The following is a 23,172-nucleotide window of genomic DNA, read 5'->3' as shown; positions in this document are numbered from 1 at the left end:
GGCCGCGCCGTTCCGGGCCGGCGGGGACTCTTCTGCACAGGAAACGACCTCTTGTGGAGCGCCTGTGCACAGGACGAAACCCACACCTGTGGATAAAATTGTGGAACACCGGCGGACACCGGTGGACAACCTCGGCACAACTGCGCTCCGGGCTGTGGAAGCCCCGGAACCGCGCGGATCCTGTCCACCGGAAAGACGTCGTCCGGTGGATCGTGAATCACAGGAACTCAACAGGCCGTCGCCGCCCGGCGCCTGGGCGGAACGCAGTTATCCACAGATTCCACAGCGGTTATTAACACTCCCATCCTTAAAGAGATCTCCGGCCAAACAACAAGAATCCTGTGCTCCCGGCCCCCGCCGGACCCTCCGGGACCGGCGAACCACAAGAACTCCGCCACGGCCGGCCGAATGGCCGTCCGCCGAAACGGGCGGATACGATGCAGGGGGCGAAGGCCCGGTCGGCCGCACCTCGCGGCGCGGCGGACGCCGTCCTCCGGGCGCGGGCTCCGCCGCCCCTGCTCAGACTGAAAGGCAGCAACCTCTCGTGAAGTTCTCCGTCGAACGCGATGTTCTCGCCGAGGCCGTGACCTGGACCGCCCGGTCCCTCTCTCCTCGGCCCCCGGTCCCCGTGCTGTCCGGTCTGCTCATCCGGGCGGAGGGCGGGTCGCTGTCCATCGCCAGCTTCGACTACGAGATCTCGGCGCGGCTGTCGATCAGCGCCGACGTCCAGGAGGAGGGCACCACCCTCGTCTCCGGACGGCTGCTCGCCGACATCTGCCGCTCGCTGCCCTCCGCGCCGGTCGAGATCCAGGCCGACGAGGGCAAGGTCACGCTGACCTGCCGGTCCTCCCGGTTCAACCTCGCCGCGATGCCCGTGGGCGACTACCCGGAGCTGCCGGCCCTGCCCGACGTCTCCGGCGTGGTCGCCGGGGACGAGTTCGCCCTCGCCGTGTCCCAGGTCAACATCGCGGCCAGCAAGGACGACACCCTCCCGATCCTCACCGGCGTGCGCGTGGAGATCGAGGGCGAGAAGATGACCCTCCTGGCCACCGACCGGTACCGGCTCGCCATGCGGGAGCTGACCTGGCGGCCCTCCTCCCACGAGATCTCCACGGCAGCGCTGATCAAGGCCCGCACCCTCAACGACATCGCCAAGACCCTCGGCCCCGCCGGGGACATCAACATCGCGCTGTCCGACTCCGCCGAGCTCGTCGGCTTCGAGTCCGGCGGCCGCCGGACCACGAGCCTGCTCATCGACGGCGAGTACCCCAAGATCCGCTCGCTGTTCCCCGAGCACACCCCGATCACGGCTGCGGTGCGCACCAGCGAGCTCGTGGAGGCGGTCCGGCGCGTCTCGCTCGTGGCCGAGCGCAACACCCCCGTCCGCCTCGCCTTCACCCAGGGCCAGGTGGCCCTGGACGCCGGGACCGGCGAGGACGCCCAGGCCTCGGAGGTGCTGGACGCCCACCTGACCGGGGAGGACATCACCGTGGCCTTCAACCCCACGTACCTCTCGGAGGGCCTGCACGCCTTCTCCTCGGACTACGTGCGGTTCTCGTTCACCGCCCCGCCCAAGCCGGCGGTGCTCTCCGCGCAGGCCGAGCCGGAGGGCGAGGACCGGGACGACTACAAGTACCTGCTGATGCCGGTCCGGCTCCCGAGCCAGTGACCGGCCGGCGTCGAGGCGGAAGCTGCTGATCCGGGCGTGTTCGTCGACCACCTCTCCCTGCTCGACTACCGGACGTATGCCTTGTTGGACATACGTCTGGGGCCCGGGACCACCGTGTTCCTGGGCCCGAACGGCGTGGGCAAGACGAACATCGTCGAGGCCCTGGACTACACCGCGGGACTCTCCTCGCACCGCGTGTCCTCGGACGGGCCGCTGATCCGCTTCGGCGCCGAGCGGGCGATCGTCCGGGCGCGGGTCCGGCGCGGCGGCCAGCAGACGGTCCTCGAGCTGGAGCTCAACGACGGCCGCGCCAACCGGGTGCGGATCAACCGGGCCGCCCCCGTCCGCGCCCGGGACGCCCTCGGCATCGTGCGGACGGTCCTGTTCTCCCCGGAGGACCTCTCCCTGGTCAAGGGCGACCCCTCCCACCGGCGGCGGTTCCTGGACGACCTCGCCCGGTCCATGCGCCCGGTCCTCGCCGGCACCATGTCCGACTACGAGAAGGTGCTCAGGCAGCGCAACGCGCTGCTGAAGTCGGCCCGCCGCAGCGGGCGCCTCACCGAGACCCACCGATCGACGCTGGCCGCCTGGAACGACCAGTTCGCCCGCGCCGGGGCCGTGATCCTGCACGCGCGCCTGCAGCTCGTCGACGCCCTGGCCCCGCAGGTGGCCACCGCCTACGACCAGCTCACCGACGGCACGAAGGCCACCACGCTGCGCTACGTGTCCTCGGTCCTGCCGGAGAGCGCCGGCGGGGACGTGGCCCGGCTGCGCGAGTTCAGCCCCGCGGACCTGCACCGGCTGATCCTCGAGGCGTGCGAGGACGCCGAGCAGCGGGAGCTCGAGCGGGGCCTGACCCTGATCGGCCCGCACCGCGACGAGCTCGAGCTGCTGCTGGGTCCGGCCCCCGCCCGCGGCTACGCCTCGCACGGGGAGACCTGGTCCTACGCCCTCGCCCTCCGCCTGGGCTCCTGGTACGTCCACCTCGCGGACGATCCCGCCGAGGGCGCCGCGCCGATCCTCCTGCTCGACGACGTGTTCGCGGAGCTCGACGCCCGGCGCCGGAGCCGGCTGGCCGCGATCGTGGCCACCGCGGAGCAGGTCCTGGTCACCGCCGCGGTCGAGGAGGACCTGCCCGCCGAGCTCGTCGCGGGCCCGCACGACGTGGTCCGGGTGGGCCCCGGGACGGCCGTGCGCGACGACGAGCGCCCGCCGGCGGCGACCGGCCCGGAGGCGGGGGAGGCTCCGTCGTCGTGAACGGCCCCGAGCGCGGGGACCGGCTCCCCGGTCCCCCGGACGACCTCCCGGCAGACCTCCCGGCCGACCCCGCGGCAGAGCCTCCCGCGCCGGAGGCGAACGTCGTGCGGATCGAGGACGAGATCGACGCCCCCGCCGCGCTGCTGACCCGGATGCGCCACGCCGCCGAGGCGCGCGGGGACGGCCGGCTCTACGGGGCGGCCGCGCGGCGCAACCTGAAGAACTTCGGGGCGGCGATGGAGTCGGCCACCGCGTCCCCGGCCGAACGCCTGGGGCGCCGCGGCAACGACGTGGACCCCCGGGCGCTCGGCGGCTACTCCGGGGCGGGCCGCTCCGCCCGCGATCCCCGGGGCGTGGGCTCGGTGCTGGACGCCCTCGTGTCCGGGCGGGGCTGGAAGTCTCCGGTCGCCGTCGGGTCGGTGCTCTCCCGCTGGGACGAGCTCGTGGGCCCGGGGATCGCGGGGCACTGCCGGCCGGAGAGCTTCGACGAGACGGTGGTGCGGGTCCGCTGCGACTCCACCGCCTACGCCGCCAACCTGCGGCTCATGGTGCCGCAGCTGCTGCGCATGTTCGACGAGCACCTGGGGGAGGGCATCGTCACCCGGATCGAGATCCTCGGCCCGGCCGCGCCGAGCTGGAAGCGCGGCCGCCGGTCGGTGCAGGGCCGGGGGCCCCGGGACACCTACGGGTGAGGCCGGATCCGCGGAGCGCTGAGCGGCCTCGTGGCGCGCTGCGGCCCCCCGGGAACGATCAGCTGGTGGTGGAGAGCAGGAAAATTCGTCCTGAGGGCCTTTTCCGGCCGCTCAGAGGCATCTGCGGGCACCCCTGGCCCGTCGTTTTCCGATAGAATCAGGGTCAGACAGGAATCGACGGACCGGGTCCCCACGGCCGATCGCGGCACCCGCCCGCGGCGCGGACGCCCGGAGCCGTCGAACCGTTCCGACCCTGCACGAGCCGATGAGTCGTCGAGCGCCTCATCGGCGTTCTCTTGTGCTGTCCGGAGCGGCCGGAACGCCCAACAGGAGGAGCCAGGAACCCGTGGCAACAGAGGATGCGCAGACGCGCGAGTACGGTGCCGGTGACATCACCGTCCTGGAGGGGCTCGAGGCCGTCCGGAAGCGCCCCGGCATGTACATCGGCTCGACCGGCCCCCGCGGGCTGCACCACCTCGTGTACGAGGTGGTCGACAACTCGGTCGACGAGGCGCTGGCCGGCTACTGCGACCACATCGAGGTGACGCTGCAGGCCGACGGCGGGGTGCGGGTGGTCGACAACGGCCGCGGCATCCCCGTGGACGTCCACCCGACCGAGGGCCGCCCGACCGTCGAGGTCGTCATGACGATCCTGCACGCGGGCGGCAAGTTCGGCGGCGGCGGCTACGCCGTCTCCGGCGGCCTGCACGGCGTGGGCATCTCGGTGGTCAACGCCCTGTCCCGCCGCGTGGAGACCGAGGTGCGCCGTCAGGGGCACGTGTGGCGGATGGCCTTCGCCGAGGGCGGGCGGCCGCAGGGCGAGCTGGTCCGGGGCGAGGAGACCGAGGAGACCGGCACGACCCAGGTCTTCTACCCCGACCCCGAGATCTTCGAGACCGTCGACTTCGACTTCGAGACCCTGCGGGCGCGCTTCCAGCAGATGGCGTTCCTCAACAAGGGCCTCAAGATCAGCCTGACGGACGAGCGCGTGGCCGAGGAGTCCGGCGAGGAGATCGCCGGCTCCGCCTCCGACCACTCGGGGGCCCGCCCGGCCGGCGGCGCGGACGCGGAGCCCGTCGAGGGCCGCGACGGCGGCACGGACGCCCCCCGGCTCAACCACGAGGAGGCGAACGCCTCCGGTCACCGGAAGGTCGTCTACAAGTACGACCACGGCCTGCTCGACTACGTCACCTTCCTGAACACGTCCAAGAAGGCCGACCTCGTCCACGACGACGTCATCGCGATCGAGACCGAGGACGCCGACCGGAAGATGTCCCTCGAGCTCGCCATGCAGTGGACCACCGCCTACACCGAGTCGGTGCACACCTACGCGAACACGATCAACACCCACGAGGGCGGCACCCACGAGGAGGGCTTCCGCTCGGCCATGACCTCGCTGGTGAACCGGTACGCCCGGGAGAACAGGCTGCTGCGGGACAAGGACGAGAACCTCACCGGGGACGACGTGCGGGAGGGCCTGACCGCGGTCATCTCGATCAAGCTCGCCGAGCCCCAGTTCGAGGGCCAGACGAAGACCAAGCTCGGCAACTCCGAGGCGAAGGCCTTCGTCCAGCGCGAGGTCAACGACCGGTTCGGCGACTGGCTGGAGCGCAACCCGGCCGCGGCGCGGGAGATCATCCGCAAGGCCATCAACGCCTCGCAGGCGCGGCTCGCGGCCCGGAAGGCGCGCGAGACCACCCGCCGCAAGGGCCTCCTGGAGTCCGGCGGGATGCCGGGCAAGCTCAAGGACTGCTCGTCCAAGGACCCGTCCCTGTCCGAGATCTACATCGTGGAGGGCGACTCCGCGGGCGGCTCCGCGGTGCAGGGCCGGGATCCCGCCCACCAGGCGATCCTCCCCCTGCGGGGCAAGATCCTCAACGTGGAGCGGGCGCGGCTGGACCGGGCGCTGTCCAACGCCGAGGTCCAGTCGATGATCACCGCCTTCGGCGCGGGCATCGGCGACGACTTCGACATCGAGAAGGCGCGCTACCACAAGATCGTGCTGATGGCCGACGCCGACGTGGACGGCCAGCACATCACCACGCTGCTGCTGACCCTGCTGTTCCGCTTCATGCGCCCGCTGATCGAGCACGGCTTCGTCTACCTGGCCCAGCCGCCGCTGTACCGGATCAAGTGGTCCAACGCACCGCACGACTACGTCTACTCGGACGCCGAGCGGGACCAGGCCCTCGCCCGGGGCCTGGCCAACAACCAGCGCATCCCCAAGGACAACGGCATCCAGCGCTACAAGGGTCTCGGCGAGATGGACTACACCGAGCTGTGGGACACCACGATGGACCCCGAGCACCGCACGCTGCTCCAGGTGACCATGGAGGACGCCGCCGCCGCGGACCAGGTCTTCTCCGTGCTCATGGGCGAGGACGTGGAGTCCCGCCGCGAGTTCATCCAGCAGAACGCCAAGGACATCCGGTTCCTCGACATCTGACCCGCGACACATGAACGGCCCGGCATATTCAACCGGGACCGGGACGCCGGCAGGACACCGAGAACCAGCAGACAGAACGGAAAGACCGCATGAGTGACGAGATCCAGGACGGACAGACCCCGGAGGACGCCGCCCCCGCCGGCGACCTCGAGACCTCGACCGTGCTGACCGACCGCGTGGAGCAGGTGGACCTGCAGACCGAGATGCAGCGGTCCTACCTCGACTACGCCATGGCCGTCATCGTCGGCCGCGCCCTCCCGGACGTCCGGGACGGGCTCAAGCCGGTGCACCGCCGGGTCCTCTACGCGATGTACGACGGCGGCTACCGCCCGGACCGGTCCTTCAACAAGTGCGCCCGCGTGGTGGGCGAGGTCATGGGCCAGTACCACCCGCACGGCGACTCGGCGATCTACGACGCCCTGGTGCGCCTGATCCAGCACTGGGTGATGCGCTACCCGCTCGCGCTGGGCCAGGGCAACTTCGGCTCCCCGGGCAACGACGGCGCCGCGGCCCCGCGGTACACCGAGACCAAGATGGCGCCCGTCGCCATGGAGATGGTCCGGGACATCCACGAGGAGACCGTGGACTTCCAGGACAACTACGACGGCAAGAACCAGGAGCCGTCGGTGCTGCCGTCCCGGTTCCCGAACCTGCTGGTCAACGGGTCCTCCGGCATCGCGGTGGGCATGGCCACCAACATCCCGCCGCACAACCTGCGCGAGGTCGCCGACGGCGTGCAGTGGTACCTCCGGAACCCGGACGTCTCCAACGAGGAGCTGCTCGAGGAGCTGCTGCAGCGGATCAAGGGCCCCGACTTCCCGACCGGGGCGCAGATCCTCGGCCACAAGGGCATCGAGGAGGCCTACCGGACCGGTCGCGGCTCGATCCCGATGCGGGCCGTGGTCAACGTCGAGGAGATCCACGGCCGCACGTGCCTGGTGGTCACGGAGCTGCCCTACCAGGCGAACCCGGACAACCTCGCGATGAAGATCGCCGACCTCGTGAAGGACGGCCGGATCACCGGCATCGCCGACATCCGGGACGAGACCTCCGGGCGCACCGGCCAGCGCCTGGTGATCGTGCTCAAGCGGGACGCCGTGGCCAAGGTGGTGCTCAACAACCTCTACAAGCACACGCAGCTGCAGGACAACTTCTCCGCCAACATGCTCGCGCTGGTGGACGGGGTGCCCCGCACCCTCAGCCTCGACGCCTTCATCCGGCACTGGGTCACCCACCAGATGGACGTGATCGTGCGGCGCACGCGGTACCGGCTGCGCCAGGCCGAGGCGGAGGCCCACATCCTGCGGGGCCTGCTCAAGGCCCTCGACGCCCTCGACGAGGTCATCGCGCTCATCCGCCGCTCCCCGACGGCCGACGACGCCCGCACCGGGCTCATGGAGCTGCTGCAGATCGACGAGGACCAGGCGCAGGCCATCCTCAACATGCAGCTGCGCCGGCTCGCCGCCCTGGAGCGGCAGAAGATCCAGGACCGGCACGCGGAGCTGGAGCGGCTGATCGCCGAGTACACCGCGATCATCGCCTCCGAGGCGCGCCAGCGCGACATCATCTCGACCGAGCTCGAGGAGATCGTGGGCCGCTACGGCGACGACCGCCGCTCCGAGATCCAGTACGGCTACGACGGCGACATGTCGATGGAGGACCTGATCCCCGAGGAGGAGATGGTCGTGACCATCACCCGCGGCGGATACGTCAAGCGCACCCGCTCGGACCAGTACCGGTCCCAGCGCCGCGGCGGGAAGGGGGTCCGGGGGGCGCAGCTGCGCGCGGACGACGTCGTCGAGCACTTCTTCGTGACCACCACGCACAACTGGATCCTGTTCTTCACGAACCTGGGCCGGGTCTACCGGACCAAGGCCTACGAGCTGCTCGAGGCGGGCCGGGACGCGAAGGGCCAGCACGTGGCCAACCTGATGGCCTTCCAGCCGGGGGAGCGGATCGCCCAGGTCATGGAGCTGCGCTCCTACGACGACGCCCCGTACCTCGTGCTCGCCACCCGCAACGGCCTGGTGAAGAAGACCCGGCTGCTGGACTACGACACCAACCGCTCGGCCGGCGTGATCGCGATCAACCTGCGCGAGGACGACGAGCTGGTCTCGGCGCAGCTGGCCTCCGCCGAGGACGACCTGCTGCTCATCTCCCGCAACGGGATGTCCCTGCGCTTCACCGCCTCGGACGACGTGCTGCGTCCCATGGGCCGGGCGACCTCCGGGGTCACCGGCATGAAGTTCCGCGACGGCGACGAGCTGCTCTCGGCCAACGTGGTGACCGACGAGGCCTACGTGTTCGTGGTCACCGAGGGCGGCTACGCCAAGCGCACCAAGGTGGACGAGTACCGGGTGCAGGGCCGCGGCGGGCTCGGCATCAAGGTGGCGAAGCTCGCGGAGCAGCGCGGCCGCCTGGTCGGCGGACTGATCGTGGGCGAGGAGGACGAGGTCCTCGTGGTCATGGAGTCCGGGAAGGTCGTGCGCACCGGGGCCTCCGAGGTCCCCGCCAAGGGCCGGGACACGATGGGCGTGATCTTCGCCAAGCCCTCCGCGGGCGACTCCATCACGGGCGTGGCCCACAACGCCGACCGCGAGATCGCGCAGGAGGTCGACGCCGAGGCCGTGGCCGAGATCGACGTCCAGCAGGACGAGTCCATGGAGACGGCCGACGTGCAGCAGGCCGAGGACACCGGTGAGCTCGACTCCGTCCCCGGAACCGGGGACACGCCGGACGATGAAGTAGCGTGGGACGCGAACAACAACGGAGGTAACGCATGAGCTCGAGTTCCGGCTCCAACGCCGCCGGCAAGTCCGGACGCGCCCCCCTCGCGTCCGCGCCCCGGCCCGGCGCCGCGGCGAAGCCGGCCGCGGCCGCCCGCACCGCCCCCCGGCCGGTGAAGTCCGCCCCGGCCCCGGCCAAGAGCGGCCGGCCGGCCGGCTCGACGAAGGGACTGGTCCGCCCCGCACCGCGCCCGAGGGTGCGCCGGGCGCGGCTCGTGGTCTCGAAGGTGGACACCTGGTCGGTGCTCAAGCTCGCGTTCCTGCTCTCGGTGGCGCTCGGGATCATCACCGTGGTCGCCTCCGTGGTGCTGTGGATCGTCCTGGACCTCACCGGGATGTTCGACGGCATCAACGAGCTGCTCGGCATGCTGGGCGGCGCGGGCGGGGCGCTGAACGTGAAGGACTTCCTCTCGCTGGGGCAGATCGCGATCTTCGCGACCATCGTCTCGGTGGTCAACGTGATCCTCCTGACCGCGCTGTCGGTGCTCGCGGCACTGCTCTACAACATCGCCGCGGCCCTCGTGGGCGGAGTCGGCCTCACCCTCACGGACGACTGACCCGGCGCGGTGCGGTCACCGGGGGCGGGGCCCGTGCCGGGCCGGATTTGGCACGGGTCGGCAACTCCGGTATCGTTTCTTCTCGGTCCGCAAGGGCCGGAAGGGCGTATAGCTCAGACGGTTAGAGCGCTTCGCTGATAACGAAGAGGTCCCAGGTTCAATTCCTGGTACGCCCACGGTTCCCTTTTTTCGCATGTCAGGAGGCAGGCGTGAACAGGAAAGTGGCTGCGGTTCTCGCCCTGGTCGGAGCATCGGTCGCGGTGCTCGCCAAGCTGCGGGAGACCGACGCCGACCGTACCGCGTGGGCGGACGCCACTGACGAGGTGGAGTAGTCCGGGCCCTGCGGGGGCGTGGCGCAATTGGTAGCGCATCTGCTTTGCAAGCAGAGGGTTAGGGGTTCGAGTCCCCTCGCCTCCACCACCCGGAATCCCGATCGAGCACCTGCTCGGTCGGGATTCTTTGCATTCCCGGCGGCCGGGCCGGTGCGTCCCCTGTCCCGCTCCACGGCGAAGGCCCCCGCTCCCGGACGGGGAGCGGGGGCCTTCGCGGCGGGATCGGGAGATCAGGACGCGTTGTCGTCCTTCTTGCCCTGGATCTGCTCCTTGACCTCGTGGATCGTGGCCTTGGCGTCCTCGCCCACGGACTGGGCGCTGTCCTTGACCTCGGCGGCGGCCTCCGAGACCCCACCGGACTGGCCGGCCGGGGTGGTGGCGTCCTTGACGTCGTCGACCTGCACGCCGGTGCCGGCGGCCACGGTGGTCTGCTGGGCGACCGGGGAGGCCGTCACCCGCGGGGACGTGGCCGCGGGGGTCTTCCAGGGGTCCTCGACCGGGCGGGACGCCTTCCAGGCGGCCACGCCGGCGACGCCGCCGGCCACCAGCAGGCCCAGCACCAGCAGGCCCTTGTGCGAGCCCTCGGCCTTCTTCTGCTGCTTGGCGTAGTCCTTGGCGACCTTCGCGGCGGCCTTCTTCGCGTTGGCCACGGCCTTCTTGTCACCGGTCAGCTTGGCGACGATGGCCTCGAGCTGCTCGGGGGTGTCCGCGTCCGCGAACTTGCCCGCGAGCAGGGCGGCGGCACCGGCGTACTTCGCCTGCACCGCGGCACGGCCCTCGGCGGCGCGGTCGGCGGCCTTCGCGGCCACGGGGGCCGCGGCCTTGGACGCCTTCGCGGCGACCGGGGCGGTGACGGCGGCCGCCTTCAGCTTCGCGGAGCCGGACAGGTCGTGGGCCCGGCCGAGGCCCTCCTGGACCTTCGGCCCGGCGCTCGCCACGCCACCGGCCAGGGCGGCGGCACCCGCCTCGACGCCGTGCTGGAGCCGAGGGGCCAGCTCGCCGATCTCCTTGGACGCCCACTTGCCGGCGTCGAGCACCTTGCTCTCCGCGGCCTTCTGCGCCGTGGCGGCCTTCTTCTCGCTCTTGGACTTCGTGAAGCTCATGAATCCATCCCTCCTCGGGTCGTGACAATCCATGGTCAGCATACGGGCAGATCCCACCCGGAGGGGGGTGCTCCCGCGCGATACCGGGGCTTTTCACTGTGCGCTGAACGCCACCGGCCGTCTCGGAGCGGCCTCCGCCCGCGTGCAAGAATGAGCCCATGACTTCTGCGATCCCCACCGCCAAGGCGACGATCCACACGAACCACGGCGACATCGTCGTGAACCTGTTCGGCAACCACGCCCCGAAGACCGTCAAGAACTTCATCGGCCTCGCGGACGGCACCCAGGAGTGGAGCGACCCGCGCACCGGCGAGAAGCAGACCGGTCCCCTGTACCAGGACGTGGTCTTCCACCGCATCATCCGCGACTTCATGATCCAGGGCGGGGACCCCCTCGGCCAGGGCATCGGCGGGCCGGGCTACGAGTTCGACGACGAGATCCACCCCGAGCTGAACTTCAACGAGCCCTACATCCTCGCGATGGCCAACGCCGGCAAGCGCAACGGGCGGGGCACCAACGGGTCCCAGTTCTTCATCACCACGGCCCCCACCACCTGGCTGCAGGGCAAGCACACCATCTTCGGCGAGGTCGCCGACGACGCGTCGCGCAAGGTCGTCGACGAGCTGAACAACGTCCGCACCGGTGGCATGGACCGCCCGGTCGAGGACTGCGTGATCACCTCGATCGACGTCGAGCAGCTCTAGGCCGCACCAGGACCCCCGCCCCGGCGCCGCCGGGGCCACGGCGCAGGCCCGTCCGGAGCGATCCGGACGGGCCTGCGCCGTCCCCGTCCACCGAGTCCTGTCCACCGATCCCGGCCCGCGGGCCGGCCCACGAGGAGTCCCAGTGAGCGGCGAGCGACCGCAGTACGGTGCGTCCACCGGGGGAGAGGTCCCCGTGTGCCCGCGCCACCCGGACCGCCCCAGCTACGTCACCTGTCAGCGGTGCGGCCGCCCGGTGTGCCCGGAGTGCCAGCGCACGGCCGCGGTGGGCGTGCACTGCGTCGACTGCGTGCAGGAGGCCTCGCGCCGCCGCCCCGCCGTGCGCACCGGACTGGGCGGCCGGGCGCCGCAGGGCTCGCCGATGCTCGTCACGTGGTGGCTCGTCGGCGCCAACGCCGTGGTCTACGCCCTGCAGTGGCTGGGCCAGGCCGCGGGCGTGAGCCTGCTCCAGCTGTTCGCCTACGCCCCGGTGATGACCACGTCCGAGCCGTGGCGGATGCTCACGAGCGGTTTCCTGCACTCGATGTCCAGCCCGTTCCACCTGCTCCTGAACATGTACATGCTCTACCTGTTCGGACGGATGCTGGAGCCCGCGCTCGGCCGGACCCGGTTCCTGCTGCTGTTCCTGCTCTCCGTCCTGGGCGGGTCGGTGGGCGTCCTGGTGCTCTCGCACCCGCTGAGCCTGGTGGTCGGTGCCTCGGGCGGCGTCTTCGGGCTCTTCGGGGCCCTCTTCGTCCTCCAGCGGCACCTGGGGCAGTCCATCACGCCCATCGCCGTGCTCATCGGCGTCAACGTGGTCTTCGGCTTCCTCTTCCCCGGCATCGCCTGGCAGGCGCACCTCGGCGGACTGCTCACCGGGGCGCTCGTGGCCTTCGGCTACACCGCGGCCGCACGACGCCGCGCCGTCCGCCGACGCTGAGCCGCACGGGACGTGCCGCCCGGTTCTCCACAGGCTCCGTCCCCAGCTGTCAACAAGTTACAGCCGTGGAATTCCACACCTGTCATCCCCGCTGTGGACGGCGCCACAGCGGCGTCCACAGCTGTTAATAACGCTGTGGAGCGACGGCTGTGCACACGGTTCTCCACACCTGTGGACAACGTTGTGCACCGGATGGGGAGAAGGCGCCGGCGCAGGGGCGCGCCGCCCTCAACGGATCCTCAGCGCGGTGCGGGACACTGGGGGCGTGCCGCCCAGCCCCCGTGGCGGCCGGGGAGGAGGAGGAACGCGTGCGCGTGCTGCTGGTGGAGGACGAGGTGGACCTCGCGGAGTCGGTGCGCCGCGGCCTGACGAACGAGGGCTTCGTGGTCGACGTGGCCCACGACGGCGTCACCGGGGCGTGGCTGGCCCGGGAGAACCCCTACGACGTCGTGGTCCTTGACCTGATGCTGCCCGGCAGGAACGGCTACGCCGTGCTCGAGGAGATGCGTGCCGCCGAGAACTGGGTGCCCGTCCTCATGCTCACCGCGAAGGACGGCGAGTACGACCAGACCGACGCGTTCGACCTCGGCGCCGACGACTACCTGACCAAGCCGTTCAGCTTCCTCGTCCTCGTCGCCCGGCTGCGGGCGCTCATCCGCCGGGGCGCCCCCGAGCGGCCGGTGGTGCTCTCCGCCGGGTCCCTGGAGCTGGACCCCGTCCGCCGCACCGTGACCCGCCGCGGAGAGCGCCTGGAGCTGACCGCCAAGGAGTACGTCATCCTGCAGTACCTCCTGCAGAACAAGGAGAAGGTGGTCTCCAAGCTCCAGATCATGGACAACGCCTGGGACGCCGGCTTCGAGGGCTCGGAGAACATCGTGGAGGTCTACGTGGGCTACCTCCGGAAGAAGATCGACGCCCCCTTCGGCCTGTCCACCCTGCAGACGGTCCGCGGCATGGGCTACCGCCTGGTGCCCGACGAGCCCGGGGCGCCGGGCCGGTGAGGACCCGCCGGAGGGCGCCGTTCGAGCGGTGGGGCGTGCGCCGGCGCAGCACGGCCGCCGCGGGACTGCTCATCCTGCTCGTGGTCGCCGTGGCCGGGGCCGTGCTGCTCGAGCTCCTGCACCGCACCGCCGTGGGGGCCGCCCACGACCAGGCCGTGGCCCGGCAGACCGAGATCCTGCAGGACCTCGGTGTTCCCTGGCAGCCGCGGACGGCCGGCGGCACCGCGCGGGAGACGGCCGTCTACACGACGTCCGGCCTCGGGGAGCTGATGCAGCGGCTCGGGCGGCCGGGTGTGCTCGTGCAGCTGCAGGGCGCCGACGGACGGCTGGTCGCCGCCTCGCCCGCCTCCGCGCTGGACGCCGGCCTGTCCCCGCCCACGCTCGAGCCGGGGCGGTCCTACGACTCGGCGGCGGACACCGCCGGACCGGGGCCGCGCGCGGACGACTTCGTCTATGTCTCGCACGGCATGTACATCAACGACGTGCCCTTCACGCTCACCGTGGCCGTGCCCATGGCGCTGCAGCAGCACACGATCGGGGCCGTGAGCCTGTTCCTGCTCGTCGGCGGGCCGGTGCTGGCCCTGCTCGGATCCGCCCTCATGTGGTTCCTGGTCGGCCGTTCCCTCGCCCCGGTGCGGAGGATCACCGGGCAGGTCCGCCGGATCGGCACCGCCCACCTCGGGGAGCGGGTGGACGTGCCGCCCACCGGGGACGAGGTCGCCGCGCTCGCCGGCACGATGAACGGGATGCTGGACCGCCTGGAGGCCTCCGACCGGGCCCAGCGCCGGTTCGTGGCCGACGCCTCCCACGAGCTGCGCAGCCCGCTGGCCACCCTGACGACCACCATCGAGGTGGCCGCCTCGGACCCGTCCGCCACGATGTGGCCCGAGGTCGCCCCCGTGCTCCGCTCCCAGTCCCGCCGGATGGGCCGGCTCGTGGAGGACCTCCTGACCCTGGCGAAGATCGACGACGCCGGGCTGCCGCTGCGCGTCGCGGACACCGACCTCGACGAGGTGGTGCGGGAGGAGGTCGCCCGGATGCGGCCCGCGTCGCGGCACGAGGTCCGGGTGCACGCGGACCCGGTGCGGATCCGCGGGGACGGGAGCCGGCTGCAGCAGGTGCTCCGCAACCTGCTCTCCAACGCGGAGCGGCACGCCGGGTCGTGGATCGCCGTGTCCCTGCGCACGGAGGGGGAGGAGGCGGTCGTGACCGTGGACGACGACGGCTCCGGCATCGTCCCGGGAGACCGGGAGCGGGTCTTCGAGCGGTTCGTGCGCCTGGACGACTCCCGGACCCGGGACACCGGCGGCTCCGGTCTGGGACTGGCGATCAGCCGCGAGATCGCGGCGGCCCACGGGGGCACGCTCACCGCGGGCGAGGACGGGCGGGGCCACTGCCGCTTCGAGCTGCGGCTCCCGCTCGGGGCCGGTGCCGGGGACTGAGCCGCGCTCAGTACCCCCGGGAGGCCTCGCCCCAGATCCGGCGCACCAGCTCCGGGACGTCCCGCTCCGCGGTGCCCCGGGCGCGCAGGGCCTGGCCGATCTGCCGCTCGGCCGTGGAGGCGAGGTGCTCGCGCATGGCCTCGCCCGCGGCGTTCCCGTCCTGGGCGAGCACCGCCTGCACCAGGGCGTCGTGCTCCCCGGCGAGCTCGCCGACCGGGCGCAGCGTCGTGGCGGTCACGACGCCCAGGAACGACGTGGTGGCGCGCAGCCGCTCCACGAGCCGCGCCGCCTGCTGGTTCCCCGCGAGCTCGAGCAGCACCAGGTGCAGCCCCTCGTCGGCCCCGGCGGTCGCCTCGAGGTCCTGCGCCCGGGCCGCCGCGTGCATCGCCTCCCACTGCGCCCGGACCCGGCCCAGGTCCGGCGGCTGCGCGAGAGCCGCCGCCCGCCGGGCGGCGGGGACCTCCAGGGCGGTGCGCACGGCGAGGATCTGCGCGACGTCGCCGGGGCTCACCTCGACGATCTCGAAGCCGCGGTTGCGGTGGAACCGGATCAGCCCGGCCTCGCCCAGCCGGAGGAGGCCCTCCCGCACGGGGCTGCGGGAGACGTTCATGACGGAGGCCAGCTGCTGCACGGAGTACAGCCGCCCGGGCTCCATCTGCCCGGCCATGACGGCCCGCCGCACCGCCGTCATCACCTGGACGGCGAGCGAGCTCTGGGTCGTGGCGGTCACGGCGGGCAGGACGGGGGTGCCGGCGGCGGGCCGGTCGTCGGCCGCGGAGCCGGCAGGGGGACGGATGCGCCCGTTCACGGCGTCACGGTGAGCTTGAGGTCGCCGGGGCCGTGCGCCTCGGCCCGCTGCATGGCCTCGGGCAGCCGCTCGAGGGGCAGCTCGGGGCCCAGGCAGTGCTCCACGTCGATCTCGCCCTCGGAGATCCGGCGCAGCGCCTCGCGGAAGGACGTGAGTCCCGGCTCGGCCTGCGCCGCCACGGAGCACTGCAGCCGCAGGTTCTTGCGGAACGCCGTCCACAGCGGCATGTCCGTGGGCCCGTGCCGCTCCGGCAGGCCGAAGAAGCCCACCACGCCCCGGTGCGCCGCGAGGTCCACGGCCTGGTCGCGCAGCACATCGTGCCCCACGGCCTCGATGACGAGATCGGCGCCGCGCCCGCCGCTCACCGCGGCCACGACCTCGCCCAGGTCCTGCTCCGGCACGTGCACGGGGATGGCGCCGAGCCCCCGGGCGACCCCGAGCCGGCCGGGATCGAGGTCGGAGGCGACGACGTGCTCGAAGCCCAGCCGCCGGGCCTCCTCCACGAAGAACAGCCCCGCGGAGCCGGCGCCCATCACCACGCAGGTGTGCGCGCGCCGGGCGGGCGTCTCCACGGGCCAGAACTGGCGCATGGCGTACAGGCAGGTGCCGTACTGCTGGGCCATCATGAGCCGGCGCAGCTGCCGGGAGTCGGCGGGGTTGGTGCCGGCGGGCAGCTCGACGACGTGCCGGTCGTCCAGCAGCTGCAGCTCGGCGAAGCACCCGCCCATCTCCCCCTGCGGGACGGTGAGCACCAGCGCGCCCGGTGGAACGTGCTCCGACCGGGACTCCACCACCACCCCGACCCCCTCGTGGCCGGGATAGCCGGGGCGGCGGGGGCCCTCGGCGTGCAGCAGGCCGTGGAAGACCACGTGCAGGTCCGAGCCGCAGATCGAGGCGTGCAGCATCCGCACCACCAGCTGACCCGGCTCCGTGGCCCGCGGATCCGGCCAGTCCGTGACGGTGATCGTCCCCGTGGCGGGAACGTGGGACCCTCGCATGTGCGCCTCCTGCCGTCCGGCACGACGGGCACCGGGTGAGTGACATGCTACCGACCCTTCGGCTCGGCGTTCCCGCATGACAGGAGATGAAACGGGCTCCGGTGCGCCGTCAGGCGCCCAGTGCGAGCTGCAGGCCGAGCCCCAGCATGAGCGCCGCGAGCGCGCCGTCGAGCAGCCGCCAGGACGCGGGTGCCGCGAAGAACCGCTGCAGACGGGCGGCGCCCCACCCCAGACCCCCGAACCAGAGCGCGCTGGCGGTCATCGCCCCGCCGGCGAACCACCAGCGCAGCTGCTCGCCCTGGGCGTTCGCCAGCGATCCCATGACCAGGACGGTGTCCACGTAGACGTGGGGGTTGAGCCAGGTCAGGGCCAGCGCGGTGAGCGCCACCCGTCCGCGGCCGGGGAGCGCCGACCCGGCCGCCGCCAGCCCACCCGCGGGTCGCAGGGCCCGCCGGGCGGCCAGCAGCCCGTAGCCGAGCAGGAACGCCGCCCCGGCCCAGCGCAGGGCGGCCATCAGCCAGGGCGCCGCCTGCTCCAGGAGGGAGGTGCCGGCCACGGAGGCGGCGATGAGGACCAGGTCGGAGACCGTGCACAGCGCCACCACGGTGCCGACGAACTGGCGGCGCAGACCCTGCCGGAGGACGAAGGCGTTCTGCGCCCCGATGGCCACGATGAGGGCCAGGCCCGAGCCGAGGCCCAGCAGGGCCGCGCCGAGCACGGCGGCCGGGCTCACGCGCCGGCGCCCACGGCCTCGGCGGGGACGGCGAAGACCGGGCGCGGGGACTGCAGCCGTGCGGGGGCCGGCAGCTCCCGGCGCAGGACCCGGTCCCCGGGCTCGAGCTCGAGGGAGAACCCCGCGACGGCGTGGTGCACGTTCTCGCGCAGCACGGTCCGCTCCACGACCTGCTCGGGGCCGGGTGCCCCGTGCAGCAGGAGCACGGGCTCGCCCTCCTGCAGCTCCTGCTCGACGCGCGCCACCGCCGCCATCCAGGAGTTCTCCCGGATCCCCTCCGGGACGCGGAACGGGACGAGCACGGCGCCTCCGGCGGCCTCGTGCGTCCCCGGCGCCAGGACCCAGGCGCGCCGGCCGTGCGGCGGCTCCGCCGGGGGAGTGCGGGGCTGCGCGGGCTCCGGCCACACGTAGTCCAGCCCGGCGGCGTCGTCCGGGAACACGTCCCGGTAGAGCTCCTCGTCCTTGCTCAGCAGCTTGGAGCGGTGGGAGCGGTGGAACGCGTCGTCGCCCAGCCACGGGGGCGGCTGCGCCACGCCGTCGTCGGGATACCGGTCCCAGGCCTCCGGGGCGAACTCCCGGATCTGCCACGCGGTGCTGTCGGCGCCGCCGCGGGCGGTCCACTCGTCGACCATGGCCCGCCCGTAGGCCACCAGCGCGGGCACGTGGCCGGTCCACATGGCGGTGGCCGGGTGCCGGTACCAGCCGTAGCCGGGGACCGTGGCCGCGCGCAGCACCTGGAGGGCCTCCACCCGCTGCTTGCCGAGCCGCTTGCGGTCCAGGGCACGGGCGGAGCGGGCGAAGTCCGGGTAGGGGAGGAAGGTCTGCACCGCTCCAGTCTGCTACGGACCGGGCGGCGGCCACCACCGTGGCGCCCCGCGGACGGCTCCGTAGACTGGCGCCATGCCCCTGCCCCGCGCGCTGGAGCCCTTCCGGCTCGGCGAGTACCGTGTGCTCGCCCTCGCGATGTTCGTCAGCGTCTTCGGCGCGGGGATGTGGGCGGTGGCCCTGGTGAACCAGGTCCTCGAGCTGGACGGGACGGCCGTGGACCTGTCGGCCGTGACGGCCGTGGGGGCGCTGGGCATGCTCGCGGTCGTGCTCGTGGGCGGCATCGCGGCGGATCGCTTTCCGCTGGCGGCCCTGCTGCGCCTGGTCGAGACCGCGAACGCCCTCACGGCGGGGACGGTCGCGCTGCTCGCCCTGACCGGCGGGCTGCGGCTGTGGCACCTCGGCGCCGCGGCGTTCGTGTTCGGCGCCGGCATCGGCTTCTTCTACCCGGCGTACTCGGCCGCGCTGCCCCGGGTCCTGCCCGCCGATCAGCTGCTCGCCGCCAACGGGGTGGAGGGCACGGCGCGCCCGCTGCTGCAGCAGGCGGCCGGCCCGGCCGTGGCCGGTGTGCTCATCGGCATCCTGGCCCCCGGCGGTGCGGTCGCCCTGATCGCGGTGTGCCACCTCGCGGCGCTCGTGCTGCTGCTGCGCCTGCACGTGCCCGAGCGGGAGACGCCGCCCGCGGCGGGCCCGGCGGCCCGGGCGCCGGAGCCGTCCGGGGGCGTGGTCGCGTCCGTGCGGCACGACCTCATGGAGGGCGTGCGCCACACCGTGCGCACGCCGTGGCTGCTGTGGACGCTGCTGTGGGCGGTGTGCGCGGTCTTCCTGCTGCTCGGGCCCCTGGAGGTGCTCGTCCCCTTCCTCGTGCGGGACCGGCTGGGCGGGGACGCCGCCACCTTCGGCTACCTGCTGGCGTGCTACGGCGGGGCCAGTGCGCTGGCCTCGTTGGTGGTGGCCTCGCTGCCCCTGCCGCGGCGCTATCTCAGCTGGATGATCGGGCTCTGGGGGTTCGGGACGCTGCCCTTCGGCCTGGTGGCGACCACGGAGTCGTTCTGGGTCATGGCGGTGTGCCTCGCGTGCGTCGGCGCCGGGGACGGCGCGGGCATGGTGCTGTGGGGCACCCTGCTGCAGCGCCGCGTGCCGCGGCACCTGCTCGGCCGGATCTCGAGCCTCGACTTCTTCGTCTCCATCGCCCTCATGCCGGTGTCGATGGCGATCGCGGGCCCGGTCGCCCAGGTCGTGCCGCTGCCGGTGATCTTCTGGACCGTGGCCGTGCTGACCCCGGCGCTGGGGCTCGTGGCCCTGTGGGCCGGCCGGATGCGCCAGGACGAGCTGGCGCACCCGCTGGCAGGCTGAGCCGCCGCGGCGCTGCGGCCCCGCCGGCGTTCCGGGAACGTCGGCGAGGGCGTGCCGGTCGCGGTGTGCCGGTCAGTAGGCCTTCACGCGCTGCTCGACGACGAGGTGGATCAGGGCGAAGCGGCCCTGCTCGTCGATCGCCTCCAGGGCGGCCTCGAGCGCGCCGGGGATCTCGGTCTCGTGCTCCACGCGCACCCCGTACCCGCCGAAGGCCTGGGCCATGAGCGCGAAGTCGGGGTTGACCAGCTGGGTGCCCGAGACCCGGTGCGGGTAGTCGCGCTCCTGGTGGGTGCGGATCGTGCCGTACTCCTGGTTGTCCATCACGATCACCAGCGGGGTGGCCCCGTACTGGGCGGCGGTGGCCAGTTCCTGGCCGTTCATCAGGAACTCTCCGTCCCCGGCGATGGTCACCACCCGCCGCCCGGGGTAGCGCAGCGAGGCGGCCACCGCCGAGGGCACCGAGTAGCCCATCGAGCCGTTGCGGGCGGAGATCATCGAGGCGTAGCCGCGGGTGGGGAAGTACCGGTGGGCGAAGTTGGTGTGCTCCCCGGCGCCGAAGGTCACCATGGCGTCGGCGGGCAGACCGGCGACCAGGTGGGCCATCATCGTGTCCATCCGCGCCGGGGCCTGCGCCGGGGTCCGGTCGGTGACCATCGGGGCGGGGGCGGAGAACTCGACCTGGGCGGCGCGCAGGCGGGCGGTCCACTCCTTCCACACCGGCTTGGCCGGCAGGTCGATGCGCACCAGGTCTCGCACGAACACGTCCGGCTTCGCCACGATCTGGTAGGACACCGGCCCCGACCGGCCCCGCAGGGACGGGTCGATGGTGACCAGGAAGTTCTTCTTGTCCCAGTCCTGGCGGACCAGGAACCCGTTGGTGATCACGTCCCCGGGCACCGTGCCGACGAACACCAGCAGGTCGGTCTCCTCCAGCATCTGGAAGGTCGCGGCCGGGCGGCCGTAGCCGATCGGGCCCACGTAGGAGGGCGAGTCGAAGCCCACGGTGCCCTCGGTGCGCCACTCCGCGGCGGCCGGCAGGTGGTGCTCCTCCAGCCACGCCGTCAGCCCCGCCGCCCCGGCGTCGGTCCAGTCGTTGCCGCCGGTGACGAACAACGGCTTCTCCGCCGCCGAGAGCGCATCGCGCAGCGCCTTCCAGTCGTTGACCGTCATCCCGCCGGTGGCCACCGGGATCGGCGGGTGCAGGGCGGGATCGATCTGCGTGCGGATGATGTCCTCGGGCAGCCCGACCACCACCGGCCCGGGCCGGCCCGAGGCGGCGGCGAAGAACGCCTCGGCCACGATCTCGGAGGCCCGCTCGGCGTGGTCCAGGACCATCACCCGCTTGGCCCCGGAGTCGAACCAGGCGTGCGGGTCGAACTCCTGGAAGGCCTCCTTGTCCCGGTGCTCGAACGGGATCAGCCCCACGAACAGCACCATGGGGGTGGAGTCCTGCCAGGAGGTGTGCAGTCCCACGTGGGCGTTGGCCGCCCCGGGCCCGCGGGTGACCATCGCCACCCCCGGCACCGGGTTCATCTTCCCGTCGGCCTCGGCCATGTACGCCGCCCCGCCCTCGTGGCGGCACACCACCGTGGCGATCGGGGAGTCGTGCAGCCCGTCGAGCACGTCCAGGTAGGACTCGCCCGGCACCACATAGGCGCGTTCCACCCCGTGCGCCACGAGCGTGTCCACGATCACGTGGCCCGCCGACTTCCGGGCAGTGGTCTCAGCAGGGGATGCGGGATCCGCAGTGGTCTGGGTCAACGTGGTTCCTTTTCGCCGTTGAAAATGGAGCGGTGGGGCCGGGCGGGCCGGGACCGGTTTCGGGGGACGGCCGCGCACAGCTGTCCCGAAAATACCCGAAGTCGGCGGCGATGCGTGTCCGGGCGGTCACCGACGAGTAACGAAGGGTGCACACCTCCCGTCCGGCACCGTGCGGCGGATCGCAGAAGGGTGGTGCCCTCGAGGCGGGCGGACGACGGCGGTCCGCCTCCCCGGAGGGGGATACCTACCGCCGTCGTCCGCCGGAGCCGCGGTGCCGGCTCAGTCCTGCATGTCCTCCAGCTCGATGCCGGTGGTCTCCCGGACCATCTTGATCGTGAACACGAGGGAGACCAGGGCGAAGAGCGCGTACAGCCCGTAGGCGAGGCCGAGGGAGGCCTCGGCCAGCGGCGGGAAGGTCACGGTGACCAGGAAGTTCGCGACCCACTGCACGAAGCCGGCGACGGCCAGGGCCGCGCCGCGAATGGCGTTGGGGAACATCTCGCCGAGCAGCACCCACATCATGGGGCCCCAGGAGACGCCGAAGAACACCACGAAGAGGTTGGCGGCCACCAGGGCGACCGGCCCGGCGACGGGGCCGAGCACCGGGGCGCCGTCGACGACGTCGGCCGTGGCGAACAGGACGGCCAGGGTCGCCAGGGACAGGGTCATGCCCGTGGAGCCCACGAGCAGCAGCGGCCGGCGCCCGACCTTGTCGACCAGGGCGATCGCCACGACGGTCACGACGACGTTGGTGACGGAGGTGATCACGGTGATCGTGAACGAGTCGGCCTCGGTGAACCCCACCGACTGCCACAGCACGTTGGAGTAGTAGAAGATCACGTTGATGCCCACGAACTGCTGCAGCGCGGCCAGGCCGATGCCCACCCACACGATCGGCTTCAGGCCCGCCATGCGGCCGCGGAGGTCGGACATCCGGGGTTTGCGCTCGGAGTGGACGGACTGCTGGATGGCCTGGACGCGGTCGTTCGCGGAGACGATCCCCTGCAGGCCGGTCAGCACGTGGCGGGCGTCGTCGGCCCGCCCGGCGAGGACCAGGTACCGCGGGGACTCCGGGATGGCGAAGGCGCCGATCCCGTAGGTCACCGCGGGCACCGCCATCGCCAGGAACATCCAGCGCCAGGCCTCCAGCCCCAGCCAGAGCGGCTCGTCCGCGCCGCCGGCCCAGGCGGCCAGCAGGGCGTCGACCGTCAGGGAGACGAAGATGCCGAGCACGATGCCCAGCTGCTGGAGCGAGCCCAGGCGGCCGCGCACGGCGGCGGGGGCGACCTCCGCGATGTAGGCCGGGGCGATGACCGAGGCGACGCCCACCGCCACGCCGCCCACCACGCGCCAGAGGATGAACCACCCCAGGTGGTACGCCAGGCCGCAGCCGAGCGCGCTGAGCAGGAACATCACGGCGGCGATCTTCATGACGGGCACGCGGCCCAGCCGGTCGGCGATCCGGCCGCCGAAGAAGGCGCCCACCGCCGCGCCGAGCAGGGCCGAGGCCACGGTGGTGCCGAGCACGGCGGCGCCGATGTCGAACTCGGTCCGGATGGACGCGACGGCGCCGTTGATGACGGCGGAGTCGTAGCCGAAGAGGAAGCCGCCGAAGGCGGCGATGATGCTGATCTTGATGACGGCCGAGGTGTTGGGGTGCTCCGCGACCGGCGGGGTCGTGGCGTCTTGACTCATCGGACAGCTCCCTTGCTGGTGAGGATTCTCGGCGGGGGGCCGGGGCGCCGGCCCCCGCACCCCGGGACGC

The 23,172-nt window shown here is 72.5% G+C and carries 19 protein-coding genes and 2 tRNA genes; 14 read left to right on the top strand and 7 right to left on the bottom strand.

Annotated features, from left to right (window positions below; genetic code table 11):
- Window positions 1-544: 544 nt before the first annotated feature.
- From dnaN to ACWCOM_RS03125, 9 genes are all read left to right on the top strand, one after another.
- A complete protein-coding gene (dnaN, locus tag ACWCOM_RS03165) occupies window positions 545-1,669 on the top strand; it encodes a DNA polymerase III subunit beta (RefSeq protein ID WP_454547280.1) in 1,125 nt (374 codons plus the stop codon).
- Window positions 1,670-1,705: 36 nt separating this feature from the next.
- Window positions 1,706-2,926, top strand: coding sequence for a DNA replication/repair protein RecF (gene recF, locus ACWCOM_RS03160; RefSeq protein WP_454547279.1), 1,221 nt, complete (start codon window positions 1,706-1,708; stop codon window positions 2,924-2,926).
- Window positions 2,923-3,618: a DUF721 domain-containing protein gene (locus tag ACWCOM_RS03155; RefSeq protein WP_454547278.1), complete on the top strand. Its 696-nt coding sequence runs from the start codon at window positions 2,923-2,925 to the stop codon at window positions 3,616-3,618. The genes recF and ACWCOM_RS03155 overlap by 4 nt, the downstream gene beginning before the upstream one ends.
- A 346-nt stretch (window positions 3,619-3,964) precedes the next feature.
- On the top strand, window positions 3,965-6,064 hold the full coding sequence (gyrB, locus tag ACWCOM_RS03150) for a DNA topoisomerase (ATP-hydrolyzing) subunit B (RefSeq protein WP_454547277.1): 2,100 nt from the start codon (window positions 3,965-3,967) through the stop codon (window positions 6,062-6,064).
- A gap of 89 nt (window positions 6,065-6,153) precedes the next feature.
- Window positions 6,154-8,847, top strand: coding sequence for a DNA gyrase subunit A (gyrA, locus tag ACWCOM_RS03145; protein WP_454547276.1), 2,694 nt, complete (start codon window positions 6,154-6,156; stop codon window positions 8,845-8,847).
- On the top strand, window positions 8,844-9,407 hold the full coding sequence (locus tag ACWCOM_RS03140; RefSeq protein WP_454547275.1) for a DUF3566 domain-containing protein: 564 nt from the start codon (window positions 8,844-8,846) through the stop codon (window positions 9,405-9,407). The genes gyrA and ACWCOM_RS03140 overlap by 4 nt, the downstream gene beginning before the upstream one ends.
- Window positions 9,408-9,509: 102 nt before the next feature.
- A tRNA-Ile gene (locus tag ACWCOM_RS03135) sits at window positions 9,510-9,583 on the top strand.
- 33 nt (window positions 9,584-9,616) lie between these two features.
- Window positions 9,617-9,739, top strand: coding sequence for a hypothetical protein (locus tag ACWCOM_RS03130; RefSeq protein ID WP_454547274.1), 123 nt, complete (start codon window positions 9,617-9,619; stop codon window positions 9,737-9,739).
- Between the two features lie 12 nt (window positions 9,740-9,751).
- Window positions 9,752-9,827: transfer RNA gene (locus tag ACWCOM_RS03125), tRNA-Ala, on the top strand.
- A gap of 142 nt (window positions 9,828-9,969) precedes the next feature.
- Here ACWCOM_RS03125 and ACWCOM_RS03120 read toward each other — a convergent pair.
- Complete coding sequence (locus ACWCOM_RS03120) at window positions 9,970-10,842, bottom strand: hypothetical protein (protein WP_454547273.1); 873 nt, start codon at window positions 10,840-10,842, stop codon at window positions 9,970-9,972.
- Window positions 10,843-11,000: 158 nt separating this feature from the next.
- On the opposite strand from ACWCOM_RS03120, the gene ACWCOM_RS03115 reads away from it, so the two are divergent.
- The 4 genes from ACWCOM_RS03115 to ACWCOM_RS03100 all read left to right on the top strand — a co-directional run bounded on the left by ACWCOM_RS03115 (window position 11,001) and on the right by ACWCOM_RS03100 (window position 14,926).
- Complete coding sequence (locus ACWCOM_RS03115; RefSeq protein WP_062735760.1) at window positions 11,001-11,546, top strand: peptidylprolyl isomerase; 546 nt, start codon at window positions 11,001-11,003, stop codon at window positions 11,544-11,546.
- A gap of 142 nt (window positions 11,547-11,688) precedes the next feature.
- On the top strand, window positions 11,689-12,483 hold the full coding sequence (locus ACWCOM_RS03110; RefSeq protein WP_454547272.1) for a rhomboid family intramembrane serine protease: 795 nt from the start codon (window positions 11,689-11,691) through the stop codon (window positions 12,481-12,483).
- Window positions 12,484-12,791: 308 nt separating this feature from the next.
- Window positions 12,792-13,484 (top strand): response regulator transcription factor, encoded by a 693-nt coding sequence (locus ACWCOM_RS03105; RefSeq protein ID WP_454547271.1) that lies wholly within the window; start codon window positions 12,792-12,794, stop codon window positions 13,482-13,484.
- Complete coding sequence (locus tag ACWCOM_RS03100; protein WP_454547270.1) at window positions 13,481-14,926, top strand: ATP-binding protein; 1,446 nt, start codon at window positions 13,481-13,483, stop codon at window positions 14,924-14,926. The genes ACWCOM_RS03105 and ACWCOM_RS03100 overlap by 4 nt, the downstream gene beginning before the upstream one ends.
- Window positions 14,927-14,933: 7 nt before the next feature.
- On the opposite strand, the gene ACWCOM_RS03095 is transcribed toward ACWCOM_RS03100, so the two are convergent.
- The 4 genes from ACWCOM_RS03095 to ACWCOM_RS03080 all read right to left on the bottom strand — a co-directional run bounded on the left by ACWCOM_RS03095 (window position 14,934) and on the right by ACWCOM_RS03080 (window position 18,292).
- Complete coding sequence (locus tag ACWCOM_RS03095) at window positions 14,934-15,734, bottom strand: GntR family transcriptional regulator (protein ID WP_454547269.1); 801 nt, start codon at window positions 15,732-15,734, stop codon at window positions 14,934-14,936.
- The gene (locus ACWCOM_RS03090; RefSeq protein ID WP_454547268.1) at window positions 15,731-16,732 is read right to left on the bottom strand and encodes a zinc-binding dehydrogenase; all 1,002 of its coding nucleotides are present in this window, start codon (window positions 16,730-16,732) and stop codon (window positions 15,731-15,733) included. The genes ACWCOM_RS03095 and ACWCOM_RS03090 overlap by 4 nt, the downstream gene beginning before the upstream one ends.
- Before the next feature lie 109 nt (window positions 16,733-16,841).
- Complete coding sequence (locus ACWCOM_RS03085; RefSeq protein ID WP_454547267.1) at window positions 16,842-17,465, bottom strand: LysE/ArgO family amino acid transporter; 624 nt, start codon at window positions 17,463-17,465, stop codon at window positions 16,842-16,844.
- The gene (locus ACWCOM_RS03080) at window positions 17,462-18,292 is read right to left on the bottom strand and encodes an MSMEG_6728 family protein (protein WP_454547266.1); all 831 of its coding nucleotides are present in this window, start codon (window positions 18,290-18,292) and stop codon (window positions 17,462-17,464) included. The genes ACWCOM_RS03085 and ACWCOM_RS03080 overlap by 4 nt, the downstream gene beginning before the upstream one ends.
- Before the next feature lie 73 nt (window positions 18,293-18,365).
- Here ACWCOM_RS03080 and ACWCOM_RS03075 point away from each other — a divergent pair, with 73 nt between their 5' ends.
- Window positions 18,366-19,646, top strand: a complete 1,281-nt coding sequence (locus ACWCOM_RS03075; RefSeq protein ID WP_454547265.1) for an MFS transporter — start codon at window positions 18,366-18,368, stop codon at window positions 19,644-19,646.
- Between the two features lie 72 nt (window positions 19,647-19,718).
- Here the strand turns inward: ACWCOM_RS03075 and ACWCOM_RS03070 are convergent, their stop codons facing one another.
- Both ACWCOM_RS03070 and ACWCOM_RS03065 read right to left on the bottom strand, forming a co-directional pair.
- Window positions 19,719-21,407, bottom strand: coding sequence for a thiamine pyrophosphate-dependent enzyme (locus ACWCOM_RS03070; protein WP_454547264.1), 1,689 nt, complete (start codon window positions 21,405-21,407; stop codon window positions 19,719-19,721).
- 279 nt (window positions 21,408-21,686) lie between these two features.
- Entirely contained in the window at window positions 21,687-23,102 is a 1,416-nt protein-coding gene (locus tag ACWCOM_RS03065) for a sugar porter family MFS transporter (protein ID WP_454547263.1), read from the bottom strand.
- Between the last annotated feature and the right edge of the window lie 70 nt (window positions 23,103-23,172).

Source organism: Kocuria sp. KH4 (genome assembly GCF_053711175.1).
The sequence above is the reverse complement of the archived record's forward strand: the minus strand, read 5'-3'. Positions and strand labels throughout refer to the sequence as shown.

Coding starts and splice junctions, on each gene's coding strand:
- gyrA (WP_454547276.1), top strand. CDS start 6,154: ATGAGTGACGAGATCCAGGACGGACAGACCCCGGAGGACGCCGCCCCC.
- ACWCOM_RS03115 (WP_062735760.1), top strand. CDS start 11,001: ATGACTTCTGCGATCCCCACCGCCAAGGCGACGATCCACACGAACCAC.
- ACWCOM_RS03120 (WP_454547273.1), bottom strand. CDS start 10,842: ATGAGCTTCACGAAGTCCAAGAGCGAGAAGAAGGCCGCCACGGCGCAG.
- ACWCOM_RS03075 (WP_454547265.1), top strand. CDS start 18,366: ATGCCCCTGCCCCGCGCGCTGGAGCCCTTCCGGCTCGGCGAGTACCGT.
- ACWCOM_RS03140 (WP_454547275.1), top strand. CDS start 8,844: ATGAGCTCGAGTTCCGGCTCCAACGCCGCCGGCAAGTCCGGACGCGCC.
- ACWCOM_RS03065 (WP_454547263.1), bottom strand. CDS start 23,102: ATGAGTCAAGACGCCACGACCCCGCCGGTCGCGGAGCACCCCAACACC.
- ACWCOM_RS03090 (WP_454547268.1), bottom strand. CDS start 16,732: ATGCGAGGGTCCCACGTTCCCGCCACGGGGACGATCACCGTCACGGAC.